The 19,474-nt window shown below is 60.3% G+C and carries 14 protein-coding genes and 6 pseudogenes; 10 read left to right on the top strand and 10 right to left on the bottom strand.

Annotation, left to right across the window (positions count from 1 at the left end):
• A partial coding sequence (locus AWB68_RS49295; RefSeq protein ID WP_235028217.1) for a hypothetical protein occupies positions 1-196 on the top strand: 196 nt, incomplete at its 5' end.
• 105 nt (positions 197-301) lie between these two features.
• Here AWB68_RS49295 and AWB68_RS05255 read toward each other — a convergent pair.
• Positions 302-760 (bottom strand): type II 3-dehydroquinate dehydratase, encoded by a 459-nt coding sequence (locus tag AWB68_RS05255; RefSeq protein ID WP_087643293.1) that lies wholly within the window; start codon positions 758-760, stop codon positions 302-304.
• Positions 761-805: 45 nt separating this feature from the next.
• Complete coding sequence (locus AWB68_RS05250; RefSeq protein WP_087643292.1) at positions 806-2,173, bottom strand: MFS transporter; 1,368 nt, start codon at positions 2,171-2,173, stop codon at positions 806-808.
• Between the two features lie 152 nt (positions 2,174-2,325).
• Here AWB68_RS05250 and AWB68_RS05245 point away from each other — a divergent pair, with 152 nt between their 5' ends.
• Entirely contained in the window at positions 2,326-3,108 is a 783-nt protein-coding gene (locus tag AWB68_RS05245) for an IclR family transcriptional regulator (protein WP_087643291.1), read from the top strand.
• A 293-nt stretch (positions 3,109-3,401) separates the two neighbouring features.
• Here AWB68_RS05245 and AWB68_RS05240 read toward each other — a convergent pair whose 3' ends face one another.
• The 8 genes and pseudogenes from AWB68_RS05240 to AWB68_RS05205 all read right to left on the bottom strand — a co-directional run.
• Entirely contained in the window at positions 3,402-5,612 is a 2,211-nt protein-coding gene (locus AWB68_RS05240; protein ID WP_087643290.1) for a xanthine dehydrogenase family protein molybdopterin-binding subunit, read from the bottom strand.
• A gap of 2 nt (positions 5,613-5,614) precedes the next feature.
• Positions 5,615-6,076, bottom strand: coding sequence for a (2Fe-2S)-binding protein (locus tag AWB68_RS05235; protein WP_087643289.1), 462 nt, complete (start codon positions 6,074-6,076; stop codon positions 5,615-5,617).
• A gap of 181 nt (positions 6,077-6,257) precedes the next feature.
• Positions 6,258-6,361: pseudogene (locus AWB68_RS48805) on the bottom strand (IS6 family transposase); the annotation flags it as partial.
• 282 nt (positions 6,362-6,643) lie between these two features.
• Positions 6,644-7,823 (bottom strand): annotated as a pseudogene (locus tag AWB68_RS05230) (porin).
• A 181-nt stretch (positions 7,824-8,004) separates the two neighbouring features.
• A complete protein-coding gene (locus AWB68_RS05225) occupies positions 8,005-9,405 on the bottom strand; it encodes a GntP family permease (RefSeq protein WP_087643288.1) in 1,401 nt (466 codons plus the stop codon).
• A 484-nt stretch (positions 9,406-9,889) separates the two neighbouring features.
• A pseudogene (locus AWB68_RS05215) lies at positions 9,890-10,164 on the bottom strand (FAD-binding protein); the annotation flags it as partial.
• Positions 10,163-10,402, bottom strand: a pseudogene (locus AWB68_RS05210) (electron transfer flavoprotein subunit beta/FixA family protein); the annotation flags it as partial. The pseudogenes AWB68_RS05215 and AWB68_RS05210, both read right to left, overlap by 2 nt.
• Positions 10,403-10,435: 33 nt before the next feature.
• Positions 10,436-10,823: pseudogene (locus AWB68_RS05205) on the bottom strand (acyl-CoA dehydrogenase family protein); the annotation flags it as partial.
• A gap of 421 nt (positions 10,824-11,244) precedes the next feature.
• On the opposite strand from AWB68_RS05205, the gene AWB68_RS05200 reads away from it, so the two are divergent.
• The 8 genes and pseudogenes from AWB68_RS05200 to AWB68_RS05165 all read left to right on the top strand — a co-directional run bounded on the left by AWB68_RS05200 (position 11,245) and on the right by AWB68_RS05165 (position 19,406).
• Positions 11,245-12,678, top strand: a complete 1,434-nt coding sequence (locus AWB68_RS05200) for an aldehyde dehydrogenase family protein (protein WP_087643286.1) — start codon at positions 11,245-11,247, stop codon at positions 12,676-12,678.
• Positions 12,679-12,736: 58 nt separating this feature from the next.
• Positions 12,737-12,886: pseudogene (locus AWB68_RS05195) on the top strand (CoA transferase); the annotation flags it as partial.
• Between the two features lie 90 nt (positions 12,887-12,976).
• Positions 12,977-14,518 (top strand): acetolactate synthase large subunit, encoded by a 1,542-nt coding sequence (locus tag AWB68_RS05190; RefSeq protein WP_087643285.1) that lies wholly within the window; start codon positions 12,977-12,979, stop codon positions 14,516-14,518.
• An 872-nt stretch (positions 14,519-15,390) separates the two neighbouring features.
• Positions 15,391-16,299: an NAD(P)-dependent oxidoreductase gene (locus AWB68_RS05185; protein WP_087643284.1), complete on the top strand. Its 909-nt coding sequence runs from the start codon at positions 15,391-15,393 to the stop codon at positions 16,297-16,299.
• Positions 16,300-16,376: 77 nt separating this feature from the next.
• Positions 16,377-16,832 (top strand): cupin domain-containing protein, encoded by a 456-nt coding sequence (locus tag AWB68_RS05180; protein ID WP_087643283.1) that lies wholly within the window; start codon positions 16,377-16,379, stop codon positions 16,830-16,832.
• Between the two features lie 165 nt (positions 16,833-16,997).
• Positions 16,998-17,294 (top strand): DUF1330 domain-containing protein, encoded by a 297-nt coding sequence (locus AWB68_RS05175; protein ID WP_160109974.1) that lies wholly within the window; start codon positions 16,998-17,000, stop codon positions 17,292-17,294.
• Between the two features lie 185 nt (positions 17,295-17,479).
• Positions 17,480-18,250, top strand: a complete 771-nt coding sequence (locus AWB68_RS05170) for an SDR family NAD(P)-dependent oxidoreductase (protein WP_087643281.1) — start codon at positions 17,480-17,482, stop codon at positions 18,248-18,250.
• Positions 18,251-18,566: 316 nt separating this feature from the next.
• Positions 18,567-19,406, top strand: a complete 840-nt coding sequence (locus AWB68_RS05165; protein WP_087643280.1) for an IclR family transcriptional regulator — start codon at positions 18,567-18,569, stop codon at positions 19,404-19,406.
• Positions 19,407-19,474 lie beyond the last annotated feature (68 nt).

The raw sequence follows: 19,474 nt of genomic DNA, 5'->3' as shown, positions 1-19,474 counted from the left end.
GCTGCTTGCAAGACAACAGGAATCGTTGCAAGACTTCGAGTTCCTCCCGACGGTCGCACCGAGGATGAAGGTGGCCGTTCCAAGGATACCGAAATTGTCGCACGCGTTGCCGGCGGTGGGCGTCGCCTCAAACTGGGCGATGAATTTCGGCCGCCTCACGCGCCAACCAAACCACACAGTCAATGTCGCCCTCTGATAAAAAGTTGATAATTATTATTATGTAAAATAATGCACATGCGAGGTTGAGGCGCGGCGAATATTTGTGCAAGCGCCTTCCCACCGCGCTAAAACGCCTCGTCGGTCATTCGGCAAACGGAGAGTTCTTCCTGAGCGCCGTTGCCATTGCCTGCATGGCGATGAGATAGCCGTCGACGCCCAAGCCGCAGATCACCGCCATCGCCGCCTTCGACACCAGCGAGTGCCGGTACGTCTCGTCGCGCTTGTGGATATTGGTGATGTGCAACTCGATCAGCGGGCGCTGCACGAGCTTGACGGCATCGAGCACCGGCACGGACGCGAACGAAAAGCCCGCCGGATTGATGACGACTCCGGCATCGCGCTCGAACGCTTCCTGGAGCCAGTCGACCATCGTCGCTTCGCTGTTGGTCTGCCGGAATTCGCACGCGAGTTCCAGCCGGCCGGCGAGCGCCTCGACTTCCTGCTGGACGCGCGCGAGCGTCGTAGTCCCATAGAGATGCGGCTCGCGCTTGCCGAGCATGTTCAGGTTCGAGCCGTTCAGTACAAATACGAGTTCATTCATTGCGGTGCTCAGGTTGGCTTTGAGAGATTGAAGATCTTGCGCGGCTCAATGACTGTTGCTCATGTTCGCGGGCGCGTAGCTGTCTTCCCCGGCGATCTGCGCCGCCGAATCCGTGCGGTTCATGTCGATGCCGAGCGTTTCGGGCGCCGTCAGGATCGCGATCAGCGAGATCACGTTGAACGCGACGCACACCGCCACGACGCCCCACGGCGACCCGTTGCAGAGCGCGAAGAGCCATACGGCTAGCACCGGCATCGGACCGCCCGCAATCAGGTTCGCGCCTGTATAGGCAAGCGCCGAGCCGGAATAGCGCACGTTCGTCGGGAAGGCTTCGGCGAATGCGACCGGCTGAATGCCGCTCTGGAACTGCGTGAACCCGAGGAAGAAGCCCATCGCGGCGAGCATCGGCAGGAAGCTCTTCGTGTCGAGAATCTGGAAGTAGAAGAAGAGCATGACGAGCGTCGCCGTCGAACCGATCGCGAGCGCTTTCCGGCGGCCAATCTTGTCACTCAGCATGCCGCCCGCGAGTGCGCCGACGATCGCGCACACATTCGCGCCCATCAGCAGAAGAAAGCCGGTCTGCTTCGGCACGGCGAGCGTCTTCGTGATGTAGCTCAGCGAAAACACCACGATCAGATAGAAGATCGCAGCCGGCCCGCAGAAGAACAGCATCCAGCGCAGCACGGTGCGCCAGTGCAGGCGCAGCGCGTCGCGCAGCGGGCTCGCGACTTTCACGACCTGCGTCTTGCGAAGCTCGACGAACGCGGGCGTCTCGCTGACCTTCAGCCGGATATACACGCCGACCACGATCAGCACGAAGCTCAGCAGAAACGGAATGCGCCAGCCGTAGGAATCGAATGCGTCGGCGGACATCGTCGAGGACAGCAATAGCAGAGTGCCGTTCGCCATGATCTGGCTGAGCGGCGAGCACAGTCCGAGCAGGCCCGAGTACTTGCCGCGGCGGTCCGGGCTCGCGTGTTCGATCGCCATCAACTGCGCGCCGGTCGATTCGCCGCCGAGCGCGAATCCCTGAAGAATGCGCAGGATCACGAGGAGCACCGGCGCCCACAAGCCGATGCTCGCGTAAGTCGGAAGAATGCCCATCAGCATCGACGAAAGGCCCATCACCGAGACTGTGCCGAGCATCAGGTTGCGGCGGCCAAGCTTGTCGCCGAGATGCCCGCAGATGATCGCGCCGAGCGGCCGCGCCGCCAGCCCGACGCCGAATGTCGCGAGCGACGCCAGGAGCGCGGTCGTCGGGTCCATCGCGGGGAAGAAAAGCTTTGGTAAAACCGTGGCGGCGAGTGCGCCGTAAAGCGTGAAATCGAACCATTCGAGCGCCGTGCCGACCGCCGCGGCGGTAACGGCGCGTGTTCGCATCGCTGCGTGGGCCTCTGCTGTGTCCCTAACCATGTTGTCTCCTCTCCTGATCCATGTATTCGGTGCGCATGCGTTTTCACACCGTGTGGCAAGACTATCACCGGTGCCTGGGATGTCGTTCCAGGGTGGAATTTCATCTCATAATGTGCAAAGATGGGCGCCCGGAAAGGTCCACGGAGACAGACATGCCCGGCGTTACTGAGCGCACGCTCGCCGTTCTCGAATATCTCGCGACGCAGATGGAAGGCACGCCGCTCGCACTCATCTCCGCCGAACTCGATATTCCGCGCAGCGCGTGTCATCGGTTGCTCGTCGATCTCAAGCAGTGCGGCTACGTCCGCCAACTGCGGGAGCACGGCGAATACGTGCTCACCACGAAGCTCGTCGGTCTGGGACTCGGCTTTCTCGCGACGTCGGGCATCGTCGATATCGCGCAGACGATCCTCGACCGGTTGGCGGAAAAGTCGGGAGAACTGGTGCGACTCGCGATCGTCGATGGCGACCGGATCACGTGGGTCGCGAAAGCGCAAGGTGCGCTGAAAGGACTGCGCTACGACCCGGACATGGGCATGGACACGGTCCTGTCGTGCAGCGCGACGGGCCATGCGTGGATGATGACGATGTCCGACGAACGCGCGCTCGAACTCGTGTCGCGACAGGGCTTCGGCCAACCGAAGCAATACGGTCCGAAGGCGCCGACCACGGTGCAGGGACTGCTCGAATTCATCCATGCCGCGAGGAAGCGCGGCTATGCGACGATCAACCAGGTCTTCGCGCCGGGCATGACTGCGATGGCGGCGCCCGTGCAGCGGCGCGGCTATCCGGCGATCGGCGTGATCAGCATTGCAGGACCGCTCGTCAGGCTCGACGAGAAGCGCATGGAAAGTCTCGGACCGACGCTCCTCGCGGCGGCATTGGAACTGGCGGCCGCGAGCCTCGCGTCGCCGCTGTTCAATGGCAGCCGCTAGCGGAGTTACGGTTATCTCGTTGGAGACGCGGGACGAGTTCGCGGCGGACACCGTCTCCGCGGGTTGCGACTCATGGTCCCGCAGCCTTTCTCATTGTTTGCGCGACCACTAGCGCTGCGCATGACGGCCTTTGACGCCGTTGATGGTTCAATGGGCCGGCACGTTGCGCAGACTTTCAGCCGGTCATGTCGCTCCGCACATCATGGCGAACCGCCTTACTGCAACAGCATCCCGACAAAAAAACGCCCCCGGCTGGGTCCGGCGCATATCGAACGGTCCTGAAGAAACGACCGTCAGGCGCTCTTTTCCGCAGCGGCCGGAAACGGCAAGCTGTGAAGCCGTTTGCCAGTGGCCGCGAAAATCGCGTTTGCGACCGCCGGCCCGACCGGCGCGACACCCGGCTCGCCGACGCCGGTCGGCGCTTCGCCAGACTGCACGATATGCACGTCGACCTTCGGCATTTCGGCAATCCGCAGCACCTTGTAGGCGTCGAAATTGTTCTGCTCGACCCTGCCGTCCTTTAGCGTGATCGCGCTGTGCAACGCCGCACCGAGGCCGAAACCGATCCCTCCTTCCATCTGGGCCGCGATGATGTCGGGATTGATCGGCGTGCCGCAATCGACTGCGCAGATGACACGATCCACTTTCACGTTGCCGTCCTTGTCGACGGAGACTTCCGCGACCTGCGCGACGAACGTCTTGAACGCCTCGGCCACCGCGATGCCACGCCCGCGGCCTTTCGGCAACGGTTTGGCCGGGTCCCAGCCCGCTTTCTCCGCCGCGAGTTCGAGCACGCCCCGCATGCGCGGTTCGTGCTCGAGCAGATCGCGGCGGAACACGAACGGGTCCTTGCCCGCGGCGTGCGCCGCTTCGTCGATGAACGCCTCGACCGCGAATGCCGTGTGCGAGCTGCCGACCACCCGCCACCACAACACCGGCACACCGGTCTGCGTGGTCGTCAGTTCGACCGAGATGTTCGGAATCGCGTGGGCCACGTTAGCGGCCCCCTCGACGGACGTCCCATCGATCCCGTTCTTGACCATCACGGCCGCGAACGGCGTGCCGGCAAGAATCGACTGGCCGACGATGCGGTGCCGCCAGCCGACGAGCTTGCCATCGGAGCTCAGGCCCGCATCGAGCTTGTGGAAGTACATCGGACGGTAGAGAGCGCCGTGGATGTCGTCCTCACGGGTCCACTGCAGCTTGACCGGCGTGCCGTTCGCGCCCAGCGCCTTGGCAATCGACACGGCCTCGACAATATAGTCCGAGCGCGTGTTCGCGCGCCGCCCGAAGCTGCCGCCCGCATAAAGCGTGTGAATCTTCACCTGCTGCGGATCGAGCCCGGCCGTGCGTGCGGCGTTGCCCTGGTCGACGGTCTGGAACTGGTCGCCGGCCCAGATCTCACAACTGTCGGCAGTGAGCCTGACGACGGCGTCGAGCGGCTCCATCGGGGCGTGAGCGAGATACGGGAACGAGTAGGTGGCTGAAATTTTCTTTGCCGCGCCTGCGAGCGCCTGTGTCGCATCGCCTTCCTTGCGAGCTGATGCGCCAGACTGCTCGGCGAGCCGCCGGTATTCGGCCATGATCGCGTCCGAGCTGCGCTTCTCTGCCTTCGAATCGTCCCATTCGACCTTCAGCGCATCGCGGCCCTGCTTCGCCGCCCAGAAGCCCTTCGCGACCACCGCAACGCCGCCTGGCACCTGCACGACCGAGACGACGCCCGCCACAGCTTTTGCGGCCGTCGCATCGAACGACCTGACCGTCGCGCCGAAGAGCGGCGGACGCTGCAGCAGTGCGACCAGCATGCCGGGAAGCGTCACGTCGAGCGTGAACTGCGCGGTGCCGTTGGTTTTTGGCGGCACGTCGACACGCGGCAACTGATGGCCGATCAAACGAAAATCCTTCGGCGACTTGAGCGTGACCTTGTCCGGCACCGGCACCCGGGCCGCGGCCGACGCCAGCGAGCCGTAGGTCGCGGTTCGGTTCGTGGCCGCGTGGTGGACGCTGCCGTCGCGCGTCGTCAACTCTGCGGCGGGCACCTGCCACTGCGCCGCCGCTGCGGAGACCAGCATCGCGCGTGCTTTCGCGCCGGCTTCGCGCAATTGCATCCACGAGTTAGCCATCGCCGAACTGCCGCCCGTGCCCTGGATCGTACCGAACGCGAGATTCGCGTAGCGCTTCGCATCCGCGGGCGCGCTTTCGACACGCACGTCCTGCCAGTTCGCATCCAGCTCTTCCGCGACGATTGTCGCGATGCCCGTGTACGCGCCCTGGCCCATCTCGACGTGCTTCGCGATGACCGTGACGCTGTTGTCTGGCGCGACACGCAGGAACGCATTCGGCGCGAACGTGGCGTCGGGCATCGTGGCGGCGAGCGTGCGGCGGCCCATGCCCGCCCATTCGAAGCCGACGGTGAGACCGACTGCCGCGACAGCGCCGGCTGCTTTCAGGAAGGTCCGGCGCGACGGGCGCACGTCATCCGCAAGATCGAGATCGGTCTTCATGGTCAGGCCTTCAGCGTGGCAGCCGCTTCGTGGATGGCCGCGCGTATGCGGGTATAGGTCGCACAGCGGCACAGATTGCCGTTCATCGCGGCGTCGATGTCGGCGTCGGTGGGCGTGGCGTTATGTTCGAGCAAGGCTGTCGCGGACATGACCTGTCCAGACTGACAGTACCCACACTGCGGCACCTGCAGCTTGACCCATGCGGCCTGAATGGCTTTGGCGGGCCGGCTTTCGATGCCTTCGATGGTCGTGATGCGCTTGCCCGCGACCGCGGCGAGCGGCAGCACGCACGAACGGGTGGCTTCCCCTTCCAGATGAACCGTGCAGGCGCCACATTGCGCCATGCCGCAGCCGAACTTCGTGCCGTGCAGGCGCGCGTCCTCGCGGATCGCCCAGAGGAGCGGCGTAGTGGGATCGGCGTTGAGCGTAACGTTCTTGCCGTTCAGGACAAACGATGTAGACATGGAACCTCTCCGTGGGGAAAGCCCGAGCTTGGCGCGGGGTGTACGCGGCAGTGTGACCGACCCCCTGCCGTTGCGCTTACACAATCCTGCAAAAATATTGAACAATGCTGCAAATCGAATAGGCCGGCGGTGGCTGTCCGGTAGCGGCTGGGGATGCTCGAAGAATAGAACGGGACAGCAACGTTTGCGCAACTCCGTCCTTCAACTGCCCTTTTCTGATCATGTTTTCACTTCGATGCATGACAGAATGATGCGGGCGCACCGGAAATCCTTGAAGCCCATCATTTAGCGCGACAGAGCCTTCGCATGTGCATCGAACGCCATGCGGCACCCGTTGTTGATAGATGGGAAGTGCGAGTATAAATTCAACAGGTATGCCAATCGACACCCGCTCACAACCCGGATGCAATCAGCCAATCGGCCTTATTTCCAGGGACTTCGTGGCTTATTCGATGTCAGTGCGTTACGTTGAACGGCTTGGGCTAGCGGCGGTATTCCTCATTCGAGGAGCACGATTCATCAAGTCATGAACAAGGCTACGATCGCCGACTCGGCCATCTGGAGCGCTCAGAACTTGTGGCGAATGGCGACGCGCAACGCAGCCTGTCGATCCGAGCTGGAAGGCGTGATCTGACTGACCGAGGCCACCGCCGCTTTTCCAGTCGAGTCCGTACCGCTCGCCTTCTGATAGACGCCCACCACATAAACGTCAGTACGTTTGGAAAGGAAGTAATCAACGCCCAGTGCACCCTGGTGGTACTTGGCACCGCTCGCGCCATCCACTCCGCTGCTCTTAGTAAAGACGTATTCGGCACCTAGCAGAAGAGCTGGAGTCAACTGATACTTGAAGTTGAGTTCTGCGTTGTTCAACGAGGCGGTACCGCTGATTCCACCCGGAGGCACTGGGCCCGAGGTCGTGTCACCGAGTCCTTTGAACCTTGTGTTCGAGTACGTCGCACCGATCGTCGCGGCACCGAACGTGTATGCCGCACCTGTACCCACGACCTGCAACGTGTGTGCCGAAGCATATCCCGAGATGACCGGAGAGTTACCGAGATTCGAGCCCGGAACACCGGCCGTCGTGGCCGCAACCGCCCCACCCGATCCGTAGAATGAAACATTGGGATTGCGTACATTCAAGTAGCCTGCTCCCAAGACCAGCGGGCCATTTACGTACCCTCCGCCTAGCGACCATATCTGATTGCGCGTGGCGTCTCCGGCAACGCCGCCAAGACTGTACATGCCACCAAAAGTGAACCCGCCGATGGTTCGGCTCGTGTACTTGATCGCGTTGTTCACGCGATTCGTGTTGTTGAAGTTATCGTTGTCTGCTGGGTGGGCCCCGAGATATCCCGCCCACTGGTCGCCTGCCTCGAGCGGCCCGACATAATCAACGATGGAGTCGTATTGACGGCCAAGGGTGACGGTCCCGACGCCTCGACAGGCCGACGTATGCCTGACGACCGAATTCAAGGCCCCCTTGACCCAGCCTTCCAGTGTTTACGTCAAAACCGTTTTCCAATACGAAGATGGCCTTTAATCCACCGCCCAGGTCCTCGGTCCCGCGCAGGCCCCAGCGACTACCGTTCAATTCGCCGCTTGCGAGATAGTACTGACGCTTTCCACCCGCGTTGTTATTGAATTGAATCCCTTCATCCACGATGCCATACAGCATGACGCTGCTCTGTGCGCAAGCGATGCCACTGACCGCGCTCAGTACGATCCCTGCGAGAGGTGACTTTTTCATCTAAAGATTTCCGTAAAATTTTTATTTGGAATGACGCATCCGCTAAAGGAGGAGCCCGGAGCGGAGTGAAGCGAATCGGCGAATGAAAACGCCGGCGCACGTTTGCAGCAAAGTACGCAAACTTGAGGTAGGCGAAGGTTGGGCGGGACCGGTCTGCTTCAGGCGTCCTGGAGATCCTTGGTCAGACAAGTCCCGTCGCGTAGTAGAGAGCGATCACGAAACCAACCGCTAGCGTCTTGATCAGCGTTATCGCGAAGATCTCTCGATAAGACTGGCGGTGTGTCAGGCCTGTAACGGCCAGCAAGGTAATCACCGCGCCGTTATGCGGCAGCGTGTCCATGCCGCCGCTCGCCATCGCAACCACCCGATGCAGCACTTCCATCGGTATCTGCGCGGCCTGTGCGTTCTTGATCAAAAGTTCCGATGTCGCGGCAAGTGCGATGCTCATGCCACCCGAGGCGGAACCCGTGATGCCGGCCAAGGTGCTCACCGACACCGCGGCATTGACGAGCGGATTCGGTATCGTCTTGAGCGCGTCGCTGATTACGACGAAGCCGGGAAGTGCCGCGATCACCGCGCCGAAGCCATATTCCGATGCGGTGTTGATCGCCGCCAGCAAGGCGCCCGCGGCCGCCGCCCTGGTGCCGTCTGCAAGCGCCGCAGACACGCGGCGAAAGGCCGTGAAGACCACGAGCGCAATCCCAAGCATCAGCGCGGCCTCGACCGACCAGATCGCGGTCACGGTCTTGATCGAAATCGTTACGGGAACATGCACACCGGGAAGAATTTGCGGCGCCACGGTATACGACGCGCCGTACCAAGCCGGAATCCATTTCGTGAACAAAAAGTTCGCGACGCCCACCAGGACGAGCGGCATGATCGCGAGTAAAGGGTTGGGCAGTACATCGGCAGTGACGCGCTCCGGTTCATTCACGAGCAAATTGCCATAGCCCTCGCCTTTAGCCATGACGCTTCGACGGCGCCATTCGAGATAGATCAGGCCAACGACAAGCATGAATATGGAACCGATTGTCCCCAGCGCGGGGGCAGCCCAGCCGGTGGTCTTAAAGAAGGTGGTCGGAATGATGTTCTGAATCTGCGGCGTGCCGGGCAGCGAATCCATCGTGAAGGAGAGCGCGCCGAGCGCGATCACTCCAGGCATCAATCTTTTGGGAATATTGCTCTGGCGATAGAGTTCAGCGGCGAACGGATAGACTGCGAATACGACGACGAACACCGAGACACCGCCGTATGTAAGAAGCGCGCACACTACGACGATCACCAGGTTGGCACGCGAGCGACCGATATAGCGAATCGCGGCGGCGACGATGGCCGCAGCGAAGCCCGATATCTCGATCACCTTGCCGAACAACGCGCCAAGCAGGAATACCGGGAAATAGAGCTTGACGAACCCCACCATCTTCTCCATGAAGATGCCGGAGAAAACGGGAGCAACGGCTGCAGGCTCCGTCAGCAGCACCGCCGCAAGCGCGGCGATCGGTGCGAAGAGAATGACGCTATAGCCGCGATATGCGGCCAGCATCAGAAAGACCAATGCAGCAAGAACAATAAGCAATGCCATACACGTCTCCGCTCCTGAATATTATTTTGAATCCCGACGCCTGGGCCTTCTTCCACTTCAGGCACCAGGCTGTCTCTTCTCTCGCACCAGTCAATGACTGCGCGAGGCGTCAGTTCACCGTCCATCGGCGAATAGACAAAAACCCTCTTTGGATAGCTCGTCCTCACAGGGTGCGGACGAGCGCCGGCATCTCGACTAGCGTTCGAAAGAGCGCCCCATCGACGATGGCTTGGTCCGCTTGACTTGACCGGTGTGGTAACGTTCGCGCGAAACGCGGATTGCAGTATCGAAGTCGGTCTCCGTCGCGAGATGCTTGTGGTCCACGCTAACCAGCCAGCCCTGCGCGGATCTGCACCACCGGATCCTTCCTTCGTCGTAGAGTTCGGAGAACCAGCGCCAGAGCGAGGCATCGTCCTTGTCAGCGCGCTTCGCCGCTGCGCGCCGAACGTTGTCGTGAGAAATCACCAGCATATTTGTTTGCGTGTTAGTCCAGTTCGGCGACGAGTCGAGGCACCGCTGAAAAGAGATCGTCGACGAGGCCGTAGTCAGCGACACCGAAGATCGGCGCTTCAGCATCTTGTTGATCGCGACGATGACCTTGCTGTCCTTCATGCCGGCCAAGTGCTGGATCGCGCCCGAGATGCCGACCGCGACATACAACTGCGGTGCGACGATCTTGCCGGTTTGACCGACTTGGTAATCGTTCGGGACAAAGCCTGCATCGACGGCTGCACGCGATGCGCCGAGCGCTGCATTGAGCACCAATGGCCATCGCGGTACGCAGCATTTCCTGGCATTGCGTCACACCACACGACACGGCGATCACATCCGTGGCCACGCCCGCTTTACGCAACCGCACCGCTTCTTCAACCGCAGTCTCGTCGAACGGATTCATCGACATCTTGACGTTCGCGATGTCGACACCCGTCCCGTCCGATTTCACGCGGACCTTGACGTTGTAGTCGACGACGCGCTTTACAGGCACAAGAATCTTCATTTACTGCTCCCAGTTCGTTTGTGTGACATGCGCTCAAGACGCCGAGGCACGCCCCAACTCGGTGTGTCGAGCGAGATGGTGGTCCTCGTCGCCCAACTGATGGCCATCATCACGAGGCGCTTTGCGTAATGAGAGATCGGCAGTTCCCACGTCATCCCTATGCCGACATGCAACGGGTCGCTGCCGAGCGTGCTTGTTCGCTTTCGAGCAGGAAATCCGCCATGCGATGCTGGAGCGCCTGAAACGTGCCGATGAGCATGCCGAACTGCTTGCGGGTGCGCAGATATTCGAGCGTATGTTCCTTGGCGACGCCCATCGAGCCAACCTCTTCCGAAGCAAGCGCGACCAGGCCATAACCAACCGCATGCGCAAGCGTCGGGAGACCATCGCCCTCGGTGCCGACCAGCGCATCGGAATCGAGCCGGGAAAGGTGGCCAGTGACTGAACGGTAAACCGCCGATCGGGCTTTGTAAATAGGGATTACGCGTTATCTATTAGATAATTTTTGCTGCTGCTGCTCGATAGTTTCAATTCCGTGCCCACGCTCTCATGACCAGCAACGGAAGATCCGGCGCCTCCGCGCAGCGTGAAACATGCGCCGTCCGAGCGGCGATGCAAGACGGTGCGAGAAACGGCTACTGCCCGTCGACGGGAGGCTGGTCTCCCTACGGTAAGACCGCCCACAAAATTATCCTATAGACAATTGAACATCCCTATTTACAAAGTGCGTCCACCGGTTTACCGTTCAGTCACTGGCACTTTTCGGTCACCGACCTGCATTGCATCCCTGCGGAAGATGTCCGAAAGCCCATCTGTTCTGAATCCGAAGACTGAGAGAAATCGTGCTTGATAAGAGACAGTTTTATATCGAAGGGCGTTGGGTAACACCTCAGAAAGCCCGCGAGCTCGCCGTGATCGATCCATCGACCGAACAGCCTTGCGCTGTGATCTCCATCGGCGATGTGGCGGACGCTGATCGCGCAATCGAAGCGGCCCGCTCGGCATTCGGACATTGGTCACGCACCGAGCCGGCCGAGCGTTTGCGTCTGGTGAAGCGGCTTCTCGACATCTACAAGCGGCGCGCCCCGGACATGGCAAAGGCAATCAGTGTGGAAATGGGCGCGCCGATCGACCTGGCTTTGTCCGAACACGTTGGAGCCGGTGCCTATCACATCCGGAACTTCATCACGGCGTTTCGCGATTTCGAATTCGAGCGGCGTCTCGGACCGCACGCGCCCGACGATCGCATTCTGATGGAGCCGATCGGCGTGGCCGGCCTGATCACTCCGTGGAACTGGCCGATGAATCAGGTCACGCTCAAAGTCGTCCCGGCATTGCTGGCTGGATGCACCACGGTGCTCAAGCCTTCGGAAATCGCCCCGCTGTCTTCCATGCTCTTCGCGGAGTACGTGGATGAAGCGGGCTTTCCCGGCGGTGTGTTCAATCTCGTCAATGGTGACGGAATCGGCGTTGGCGCCCGACTGTCCTCGCATCCCGATGTCGACATGATCAGCTTCACCGGATCGACTCGCGCCGGCATCGCGATATCGAAAGCGGCCGCCGAATCGCTCAAGCGCGTGGCGCTCGAACTCGGCGGCAAAGGCGCCAATCTGGTCTTCGCGGATGCGGATCCCGAAGCTGTGAAGCGCGGCGTGCTCCATTGCTTCAAGAACACCGGGCAAAGCTGTAACTCGCCTACGCGCATGCTGGTCGAACGCTCCGTCTATGAACGGGTCGTCGAGGAAGCGAGAAAGATCGCGGAGGGCGTTTCAGTCGATGCGGCGCACACGCCCGGCAAGCACATCGGCCCGCTCGCGTCCGAGGCGCAGTTTCAGAGAGTCCAGGAGATGATCGGGAAAGGCATTGACGAAGGCGCGCGCCTCGTTGCAGGAGGGCTCGGCCGTCCGCAGGGGCATGAGACCGGCTATTTCGTGCGGCCTACGGTCTTCGCCGACGTCGATAACGGAATGGCGCTTGCGCGCGAGGAAATCTTCGGACCTGTGCTCTCGATCATCCCGTTCGACAGCGAAGAGGAAGCGATCGCCATCGCCAACGACACGCCCTACGGTCTTTCGAACTACGTTCAGTCGACGGACGGCGAGAAGCGCAATCGCGTCGCTTCACGACTGCGCTCGGGCATGGTCGAGATGAACGGCAAACCTCGCGGTGCCGGCTCGCCATTTGGCGGCGTCAAGGCATCCGGACGCGCCCGCGAAGGCGGCGTCTGGGGAATCGAGGAGTTCCTGGAAGTCAAGGCTGTTTCGGGCTGGGCGTGAGTCGGCCCGTCTGTCGTGAAGGGACGGTTCGACCGCAGATATTCAGAGGGGAAAGGTGATGGCCAAAGCACTGTCTGGTGTACGTGTGCTCGACTTGTCGCGAGTGCTGGCGGGACCGTGGGCCAGCCAGACGCGGGCCGATCTGGGCGCCGAAGTGATCAAGATCGGGCGCCCGACGACGGGCGACGATACCCGAGGCTGGGGCCCAGCGCTGGGCCCTATGACCCAAATTTCAGTGTGTCCGGATGATCGCTTTGCGATTCGACGGGCAAACTTTTGAAACCGGAGAGAGTACAAGATGAATGGCGCTGAAAGTCTCGTGACAACGTTGTTGGAGTCAGGGATAGACACCTGCTTTGCCAACCCTGGAACCAGCGAGATGCACTTCGTCGCGGCCCTGGATCAGATTCCGGGGATGCGTTGTGTGCTGGGTCTTCAGGAGAATGTCGTGACCGGCATGGCCGATGGGTACTACCGTATCGCCGAAAGGCCCGCGAGTACGCTATTGCACTGCGGGCCGGGCCTCGCAAATGGCTGGGCCAATCTGCATAACGCGCGACGCGCCAAGAGCGGTATTGTCAATATCGTGGGTGATCAGGCGACTTATCATCATCCTTACGATGCACCATTGACTGCTGATACGGCCGGTCTCGCCGGGGCCGTATCGGGATGGGTTCGCACCAGTACCCACTCCGCAGACGTCGGCCGTGACGCTGCCGCGGCAGCTGCAGCGGCCCGCACGGCTCCAGGCCAGATTGCCACCCTGATCCTTCCTTCGGACACTTCGTGGGACGCCGGTGGCGTAGCCGCCCCTGCCCTCCCCGTACCGGCAACGCCGGCAATCGATCCATTTGCTGTCGAAAATGCTGCGCAAGTGCTGCGTCAAAACAAGAACGTCCTGATTCTCCTTGGGGGTCGCGGCGCTCTGCCAAAAGCTCAGACGCTTGCCTGGCGAATCGCGAGCGCAACTGGCGCGACCTTGAAATACGACTACGTGAACGGCCGAGTCGCGCGCGGCCGCGGTCGTTTGCCGATTGAACGGGTGCCGTACAACACCGATCAGGCCATCAAGGTACTGGAGCATTTCCAGCATATTATTCTGGTCAACGCGAAGGCACCGGTTGGATTCTTTGCGTACCCCGGCAGGCCCTCGATTCAATACTCGAGCACGGCCGAACTGCACCACCTGTCCCGGTTCGATCAAGATCCCGAGGCCGCACTTCTGGCACTGGCAGAAGCGCTGAATGCACCGATCGTGGAAATGCCGGATCCTGGACCACTTCCCACGCCCGTCAGAGGCGCCCCGACGCAAGAAGGTCTCGCACAGACCTTGGCGGCCTTGATGCCGGAGAACGCCATCGTTTCTGACGAGAGCATTTCTTATGGCCGAGGCTTCTACAAATTCACGCACGCGGCCGCCCCCCATGACTGGCTACAACTGAGCGGCGGCGCCATTGGTGACGGCCTTCCTGTGGCAACCGGCGCGGCCGTGGCCGGCGGTGGCTCACGAAGAGTGATCAGCCTGCAGGCCGACGGTTCGGCAATGTACTCACTGCAGTCATTGTGGACGCAAGCTCGCGAAAAACTGCCTTGCACCACGATCCTGCTCAGTAACCGCAAGTACAACATCCTGATCGGTGAGTACGAGAATGTCGGCGCAACCCCAGGCCCCACGGGCATGAGCATGCTCGATCTGTCGAACCCCGACCTCGATTGGGTCAAACTCGCGAATGGCATGGGCGTCGAAGCGGCGCGCGCAACGACGCTCGAGGAATGCGCCGATCTGATGAAGCAAAGCTTCCGCCAAAACGGTCCCTTCCTGATTGAACTGCTCATTTGAAGATCTTCAGACTCCGATCCTGTTGAATCTCGTCGAAGTGCAAGGGGCAGCATATCCTGGTTGCCCCTTAGCTTTTTCGCAGAGGTCCCCGCATTGGCCATACCTGTGGACTTAGTCCAGGCCAGTACGATATTCGCGAGCAGACTTTACGCGAACAAGACCCCGTGAGAAGCGAGTCGCGCCGACGTGCCTGCTCGACGTCGGAGATTGCTTTGGCGAGCGTCATGCCAAGCGCGTGAACAGGCGTCAGTGAGAATCACCTCATCCTCCCTGCTTCGGTAATGCCGATCCCGTTCTATTGACGATAGCGGTCGCGTCTTAAGCGTCTGCACGGTGGTCCACCGCGCACTGCTCATTGGAACTCGCGCTCACGCCGGCCAACATTCAAATACGCGCGATGCTTCTCAGCCGCCACCTGGTTCATGGTCGAGGCTCTCGCGGTTCGTCCATTCGCGGCTCGAGATGCCGGCTCTGTAAGCCTTGTTCAGGTTGTACACGCAGCTAAATTGGTTTCGCGTTCTCCATCGCGCAAAGATCGATCGCCAAGCGCGGGCTTCCGAAGCCATCGTTCCAATTGATCCGCCTACCCGCCCGACGCCAGACGCCAGACGACCAACGGGCGATAGATCGGTGATGGAACCGCTTGTCACTGCGTCATCGACGGCGCGAGCGGCCACCATCTGCGCGGCGCTCGCAACGGCGCCGATGCAGAGCGGCGTAAGGCGCCGAAGTCCTTCTCTTCTCTGCCCTCCGGATGAGGTTCTGCGTTTACCCGAATTGTCCATCAGATAATTCATTGTATAGTAGATAACATAAACACTGTGCGGCGTCGCTGCCAAGCGGATATCTTCGACATCAAACGGGACACACGAATGAGCGCCTCAACGCACATCGGCTTTCTTGGTCTTGGGAACATGGGGGCTGCGATGGCCTTGCGTCTACTCCACCCCGAGTCACAGCTTCACGTCTTTGACCCGAATCCCGACGCTGTTTCTCAGCTCGTTGCAGCTGGAGCCATCGCTCACTCGAGCCCTCGCTCGGTTGCGGACTCAGCCTCTGTCGTGATGGCGTGCCTGCCGAGCAGCGCGGCATGCGAGGAGGCGATCTTTGGTCAAGATGGAGTTGCGATGGGAAAGGCCGTGCGTACCTACGTCGAGATGTCGACGATTGGCCCCACTGCCATTGTCTCGATTGCGAACAGACTTTCGCAGAAGAATATTGGGACCATCGATGCGCCCGTGAGCGGTGGCCCCGCAGCAGCCCGGGCCGGCGCGCTGACGATCATGTTGTCGGGCAGCGGCGACGACGTTGCACATGCCGCCCAATGGCTCGCCTATATCGCGAAGAAGATTCACAGGCTTGGCAACCAAGCGGGTCAGGCTCAAGCCATGAAGCTGGTCAACAACATCATGCTGGCCGCCAACATGGCTGTTGCATCGGAGGCGCTGGCGATAGGAGCCAAAGCAGGATTGGAGGCCAATGTCATGAGCGACGTGATCAGATCCAGCACTGGGCAGAGTGCGGCCGCAGATATTCTCGCCCGCTGTGCGCTGACTGGTGCGTTCGATTTCGGAGCGCATCTTTCGATCGTCGCAAAAGACGTCGAACTGGCAATCGCCGAGGCGCGTGCGTTAAAGGTTTCAGTTCCGGTGCTGGACGAAGCGAGATCTCTTTGGAAGACAGCGATCGAGCAGGGCCGAGGACGCGACGATTTCACTTCGATCCTCAAGATTGTCGAAGAGCGAGCCGACGTCCTGGTTCGCGGAACAACGCGGCAGTGATCGGTGAAAGCCTGGACCAATTCTTCAAGCATTCACGCGCCCAATTCTCATACTTTTGTAAATCTACGGAGCAGATAATGAATTCCGACAGCGAAAAATCCAGATCTTCGGAGGCAGCCAATGCCGCCGGAGACCTCTTAGGGAAACTGGCGTACGCTACGGCGGAAACCGCACCATTAGTACCAGGTCGTCGAACGTTCTTCAAATATCGGGACCTCGGAGTCTCCGAGGCTTCAAACGGTCGGATGCGAGCCCAGGTGACTGTCGCGACGGGTGAAATGCAGCAGACAGGCTGGCATTATCACCTTTGCGAATCACAGTTTTTCTATACCCTTCGCGGTTGGGTAGATCTCCTGTTTGAAGGCGGACGGGTCATCAGGGTAAGCGCTGGAGAGTCGCTCCATATTCCGGGCGGACTCAAACACAATGAGATTGCAATATCCGAGGATTTCGAGTTTCTGGAAATCTCAGTGCCGGCGCAGATGGGGACGGTAGCATGCGATCCTCCCGCCAATTCGGCCACACCGAACTGATATTGCGCAACCGGGTCGTCGCCTTGCAAATCAGCAATGATCAGGCGGACCGCGCGACTTGCCACGTGCTCATGAATGCTCTCTGGACGCCCGGCGCCGTCAATAGGCCGAGAGATCAGCAGCGCTCCGTTTTATAACTCAATCAAATCCCAGGCAATTTTCAAAATGACCAAAGGCTACCTATTCGCTGAAGTGACGCTCCATACGCCAGGAGCAGAGTGGGAAGAATACAGCGCGAAGGTGAAGGCAACACTGGACGCCTATGGCGGCGTTTTTCTGGTCCGTGGCGGCTCCCAGAAGGTGATGGAAGGCGATGTTGGCACGGGCACGATCGTCATCCTCGAATTCGAGAGCGTGAAGAAAGCCGAAGAGTGGTATGCGTCACCCGCGTATCAGGAAATCGTACCTCTTCGCCTAGGCAGTGCCAACACTCGCATAGTGTGCTTGTCGGGAACCCATTGAAGCGGATGCGGTGTCGTCTTGCTTTGTCTGGCGAGCGAAAAAAGCTATAGAGCCTGTACGCAGCCATACCGAGCGGAATTTCAACTCGGCACTCGCCTAAGGCTCGAAGGCACTGCTTGCCGAACGTTCCGTTCGCCAGCGATTCTGTCTTGTGTAATTGCTGTATCTACATCCGAGGTCCCAGCATGAGCAAAGAAAATGGCCGACTGGCCGGAAAGGTTGCATACATTACGGGCGCAGGCGCGGGCATTGGACGCGCCGCAGCGGAACTGTTTGCTCGCGAAGGTGCGACCGTGATCATCGCGGAATACAACCGTGAGAATGGTGGGTTGGTCGCCGAGGCGATCAATAGCAATGGCGGGAGCGCGCGCTTTCTTCCTGTGGATGTCACGAGCGAGGACAGCGTGCGCAAATCGATCGATGCGGCGATCGGATTCGCCGGCCGGATTGACGTGCTCTATAACAACGCGGGCGGATCGAGCGCAATCGACGCGCGCGTGACCGACTGCCCGGCCGATGAGTTCTGGCGCGCGATCAAGCTCGATCTCTTCGGTTCGTGGATCACTTGCAAGTACGGTATCGCCGCTATGCTGGAAACCGGCGGCGGCTCGGTCATCAACAGCTGCTCTGTCTTCGCGCTCGTCGGCACACGCGGCAAGGATGCCTACACGGCAGCGAAAGGCGGGATTGCCTCGATGACGCGCTCGATGGCCGTCGAATATGCGCCGCATCGGATTCGCGTGAATGCGCTCGCGCCCGCCGTAACGAAGACTGATCGCGTCCTGGGTCTCCTTGAAACGCAACCCGATGTGATGAAAAAAACCAGCGAGCGACAGCTTCTCGGTCTGGTCGAGCCGAGCGAGGTCGCGATGACGGCACTCTTCCTGGCTTCAGACGAATCGAAAACGACGACTGGGCAGATCTTTGCGGTCGATGGTGGCTTTTCCATTTCGTGACGGGTCGATACGTTCGAATGCAGAGGCGATCGTGCCGCTGCCGGTACTTCGGTCTTGGGGGAGACGGCACGTTACCAACCGATCCAGATCCTGCTTGTCCTGCATCGCCAAACCAGCGCATTCTGCCCGTCGTCGAGTTGCATTTGACCTGGGTTCTACTGTCAAATCAGCATGCTAAAATGCCTTTCGCATAACGGTAGGTACGTGGCGCAAAGACGGTGAATCTCCGGCTTGAATGCGCTTGCCGAGAAACCGGCGTCTTGAGACCTCGGGCATCACACCGAGGGCATCGCCATGTTAAGAGGCATCGACGAGATTGGCAGAACGCAAAACTCGAGTCAAACAGTCATCGGCCTTGCCTGAAGACGACCTTCCTCCAACTGCGCCTAAACAGACTGGAGCGCGTCGCGGCATTCAGTCTGCTGACAAGGCAACGGAGGTCCTTCTCGCGCTCGTCGAGGCTGGGCGAGCAGCGCCTTTGCGCGAATTGGCGCGAGCAGTCGGCATGCCAAACAGTCTTGCGCATCGCTATCTGGCAAGTCTGATGACGAGCGGTCTTGCGGTTCAAAACGAGATCACCGGTTTGTATGACCTGGGACCCACTGCACTTCGCATCGGGGCCTCGGCGCTTGGGCGCCTGGATCCACTGCGCCTCGCGAGCGAAGCCATGCCACAGTTGGCCGCTGTCACCGGGCTTCCTACACTGCTCAATGTGCTCGGTGACCGTGGACCTACGATCGTTCGCTGGGAACGCAGCCGCGTCCCGTTCATCACCACACTTTCGGTTGGCTCAGTATTCCAGTTGACGAATTCGGCGACAGGCCGGACGTTGTTGGCATTCACGCCTGCTCGAGTTAGAGACCACCTTATCGAGCTGGCGGCTTCCAAGAATTTCGAGAAGCCGCCCGCCAAGTTGCTCGAGCACCTCGAAAAGATCCGAAAGCGCGGATACGACGACGCCGAATCCGTGCTTATCCCTGGTCTGGCTGCGATAAGCGCACCGATACTCGATCTTCAGGATGAGGCAGTGGCTTGTTTGACGTTGATAGGTGCGAGCGCCGACGTTTCACGCATAAAGACCAAAGCTATCAAATGTCTCCTGGAGACGAGCGTGAGAGTCTCGCAAGCTTGCGGGAGCACTCTAACGTTCTCTTGATATTGTTGACGACGGAGACTATCCGCAGGATTTAGGTTTAGCTAGATTTACGTCTCCTTGCCGACAAA

This window comes from Caballeronia choica (genome assembly GCF_001544535.1).
Classification (GTDB): Bacteria; Pseudomonadota; Gammaproteobacteria; order Burkholderiales; family Burkholderiaceae; genus Caballeronia; species Caballeronia choica.
Note: the sequence above shows the minus strand (reverse complement) of the source record. Positions and strands in the feature narration are given on the sequence as shown.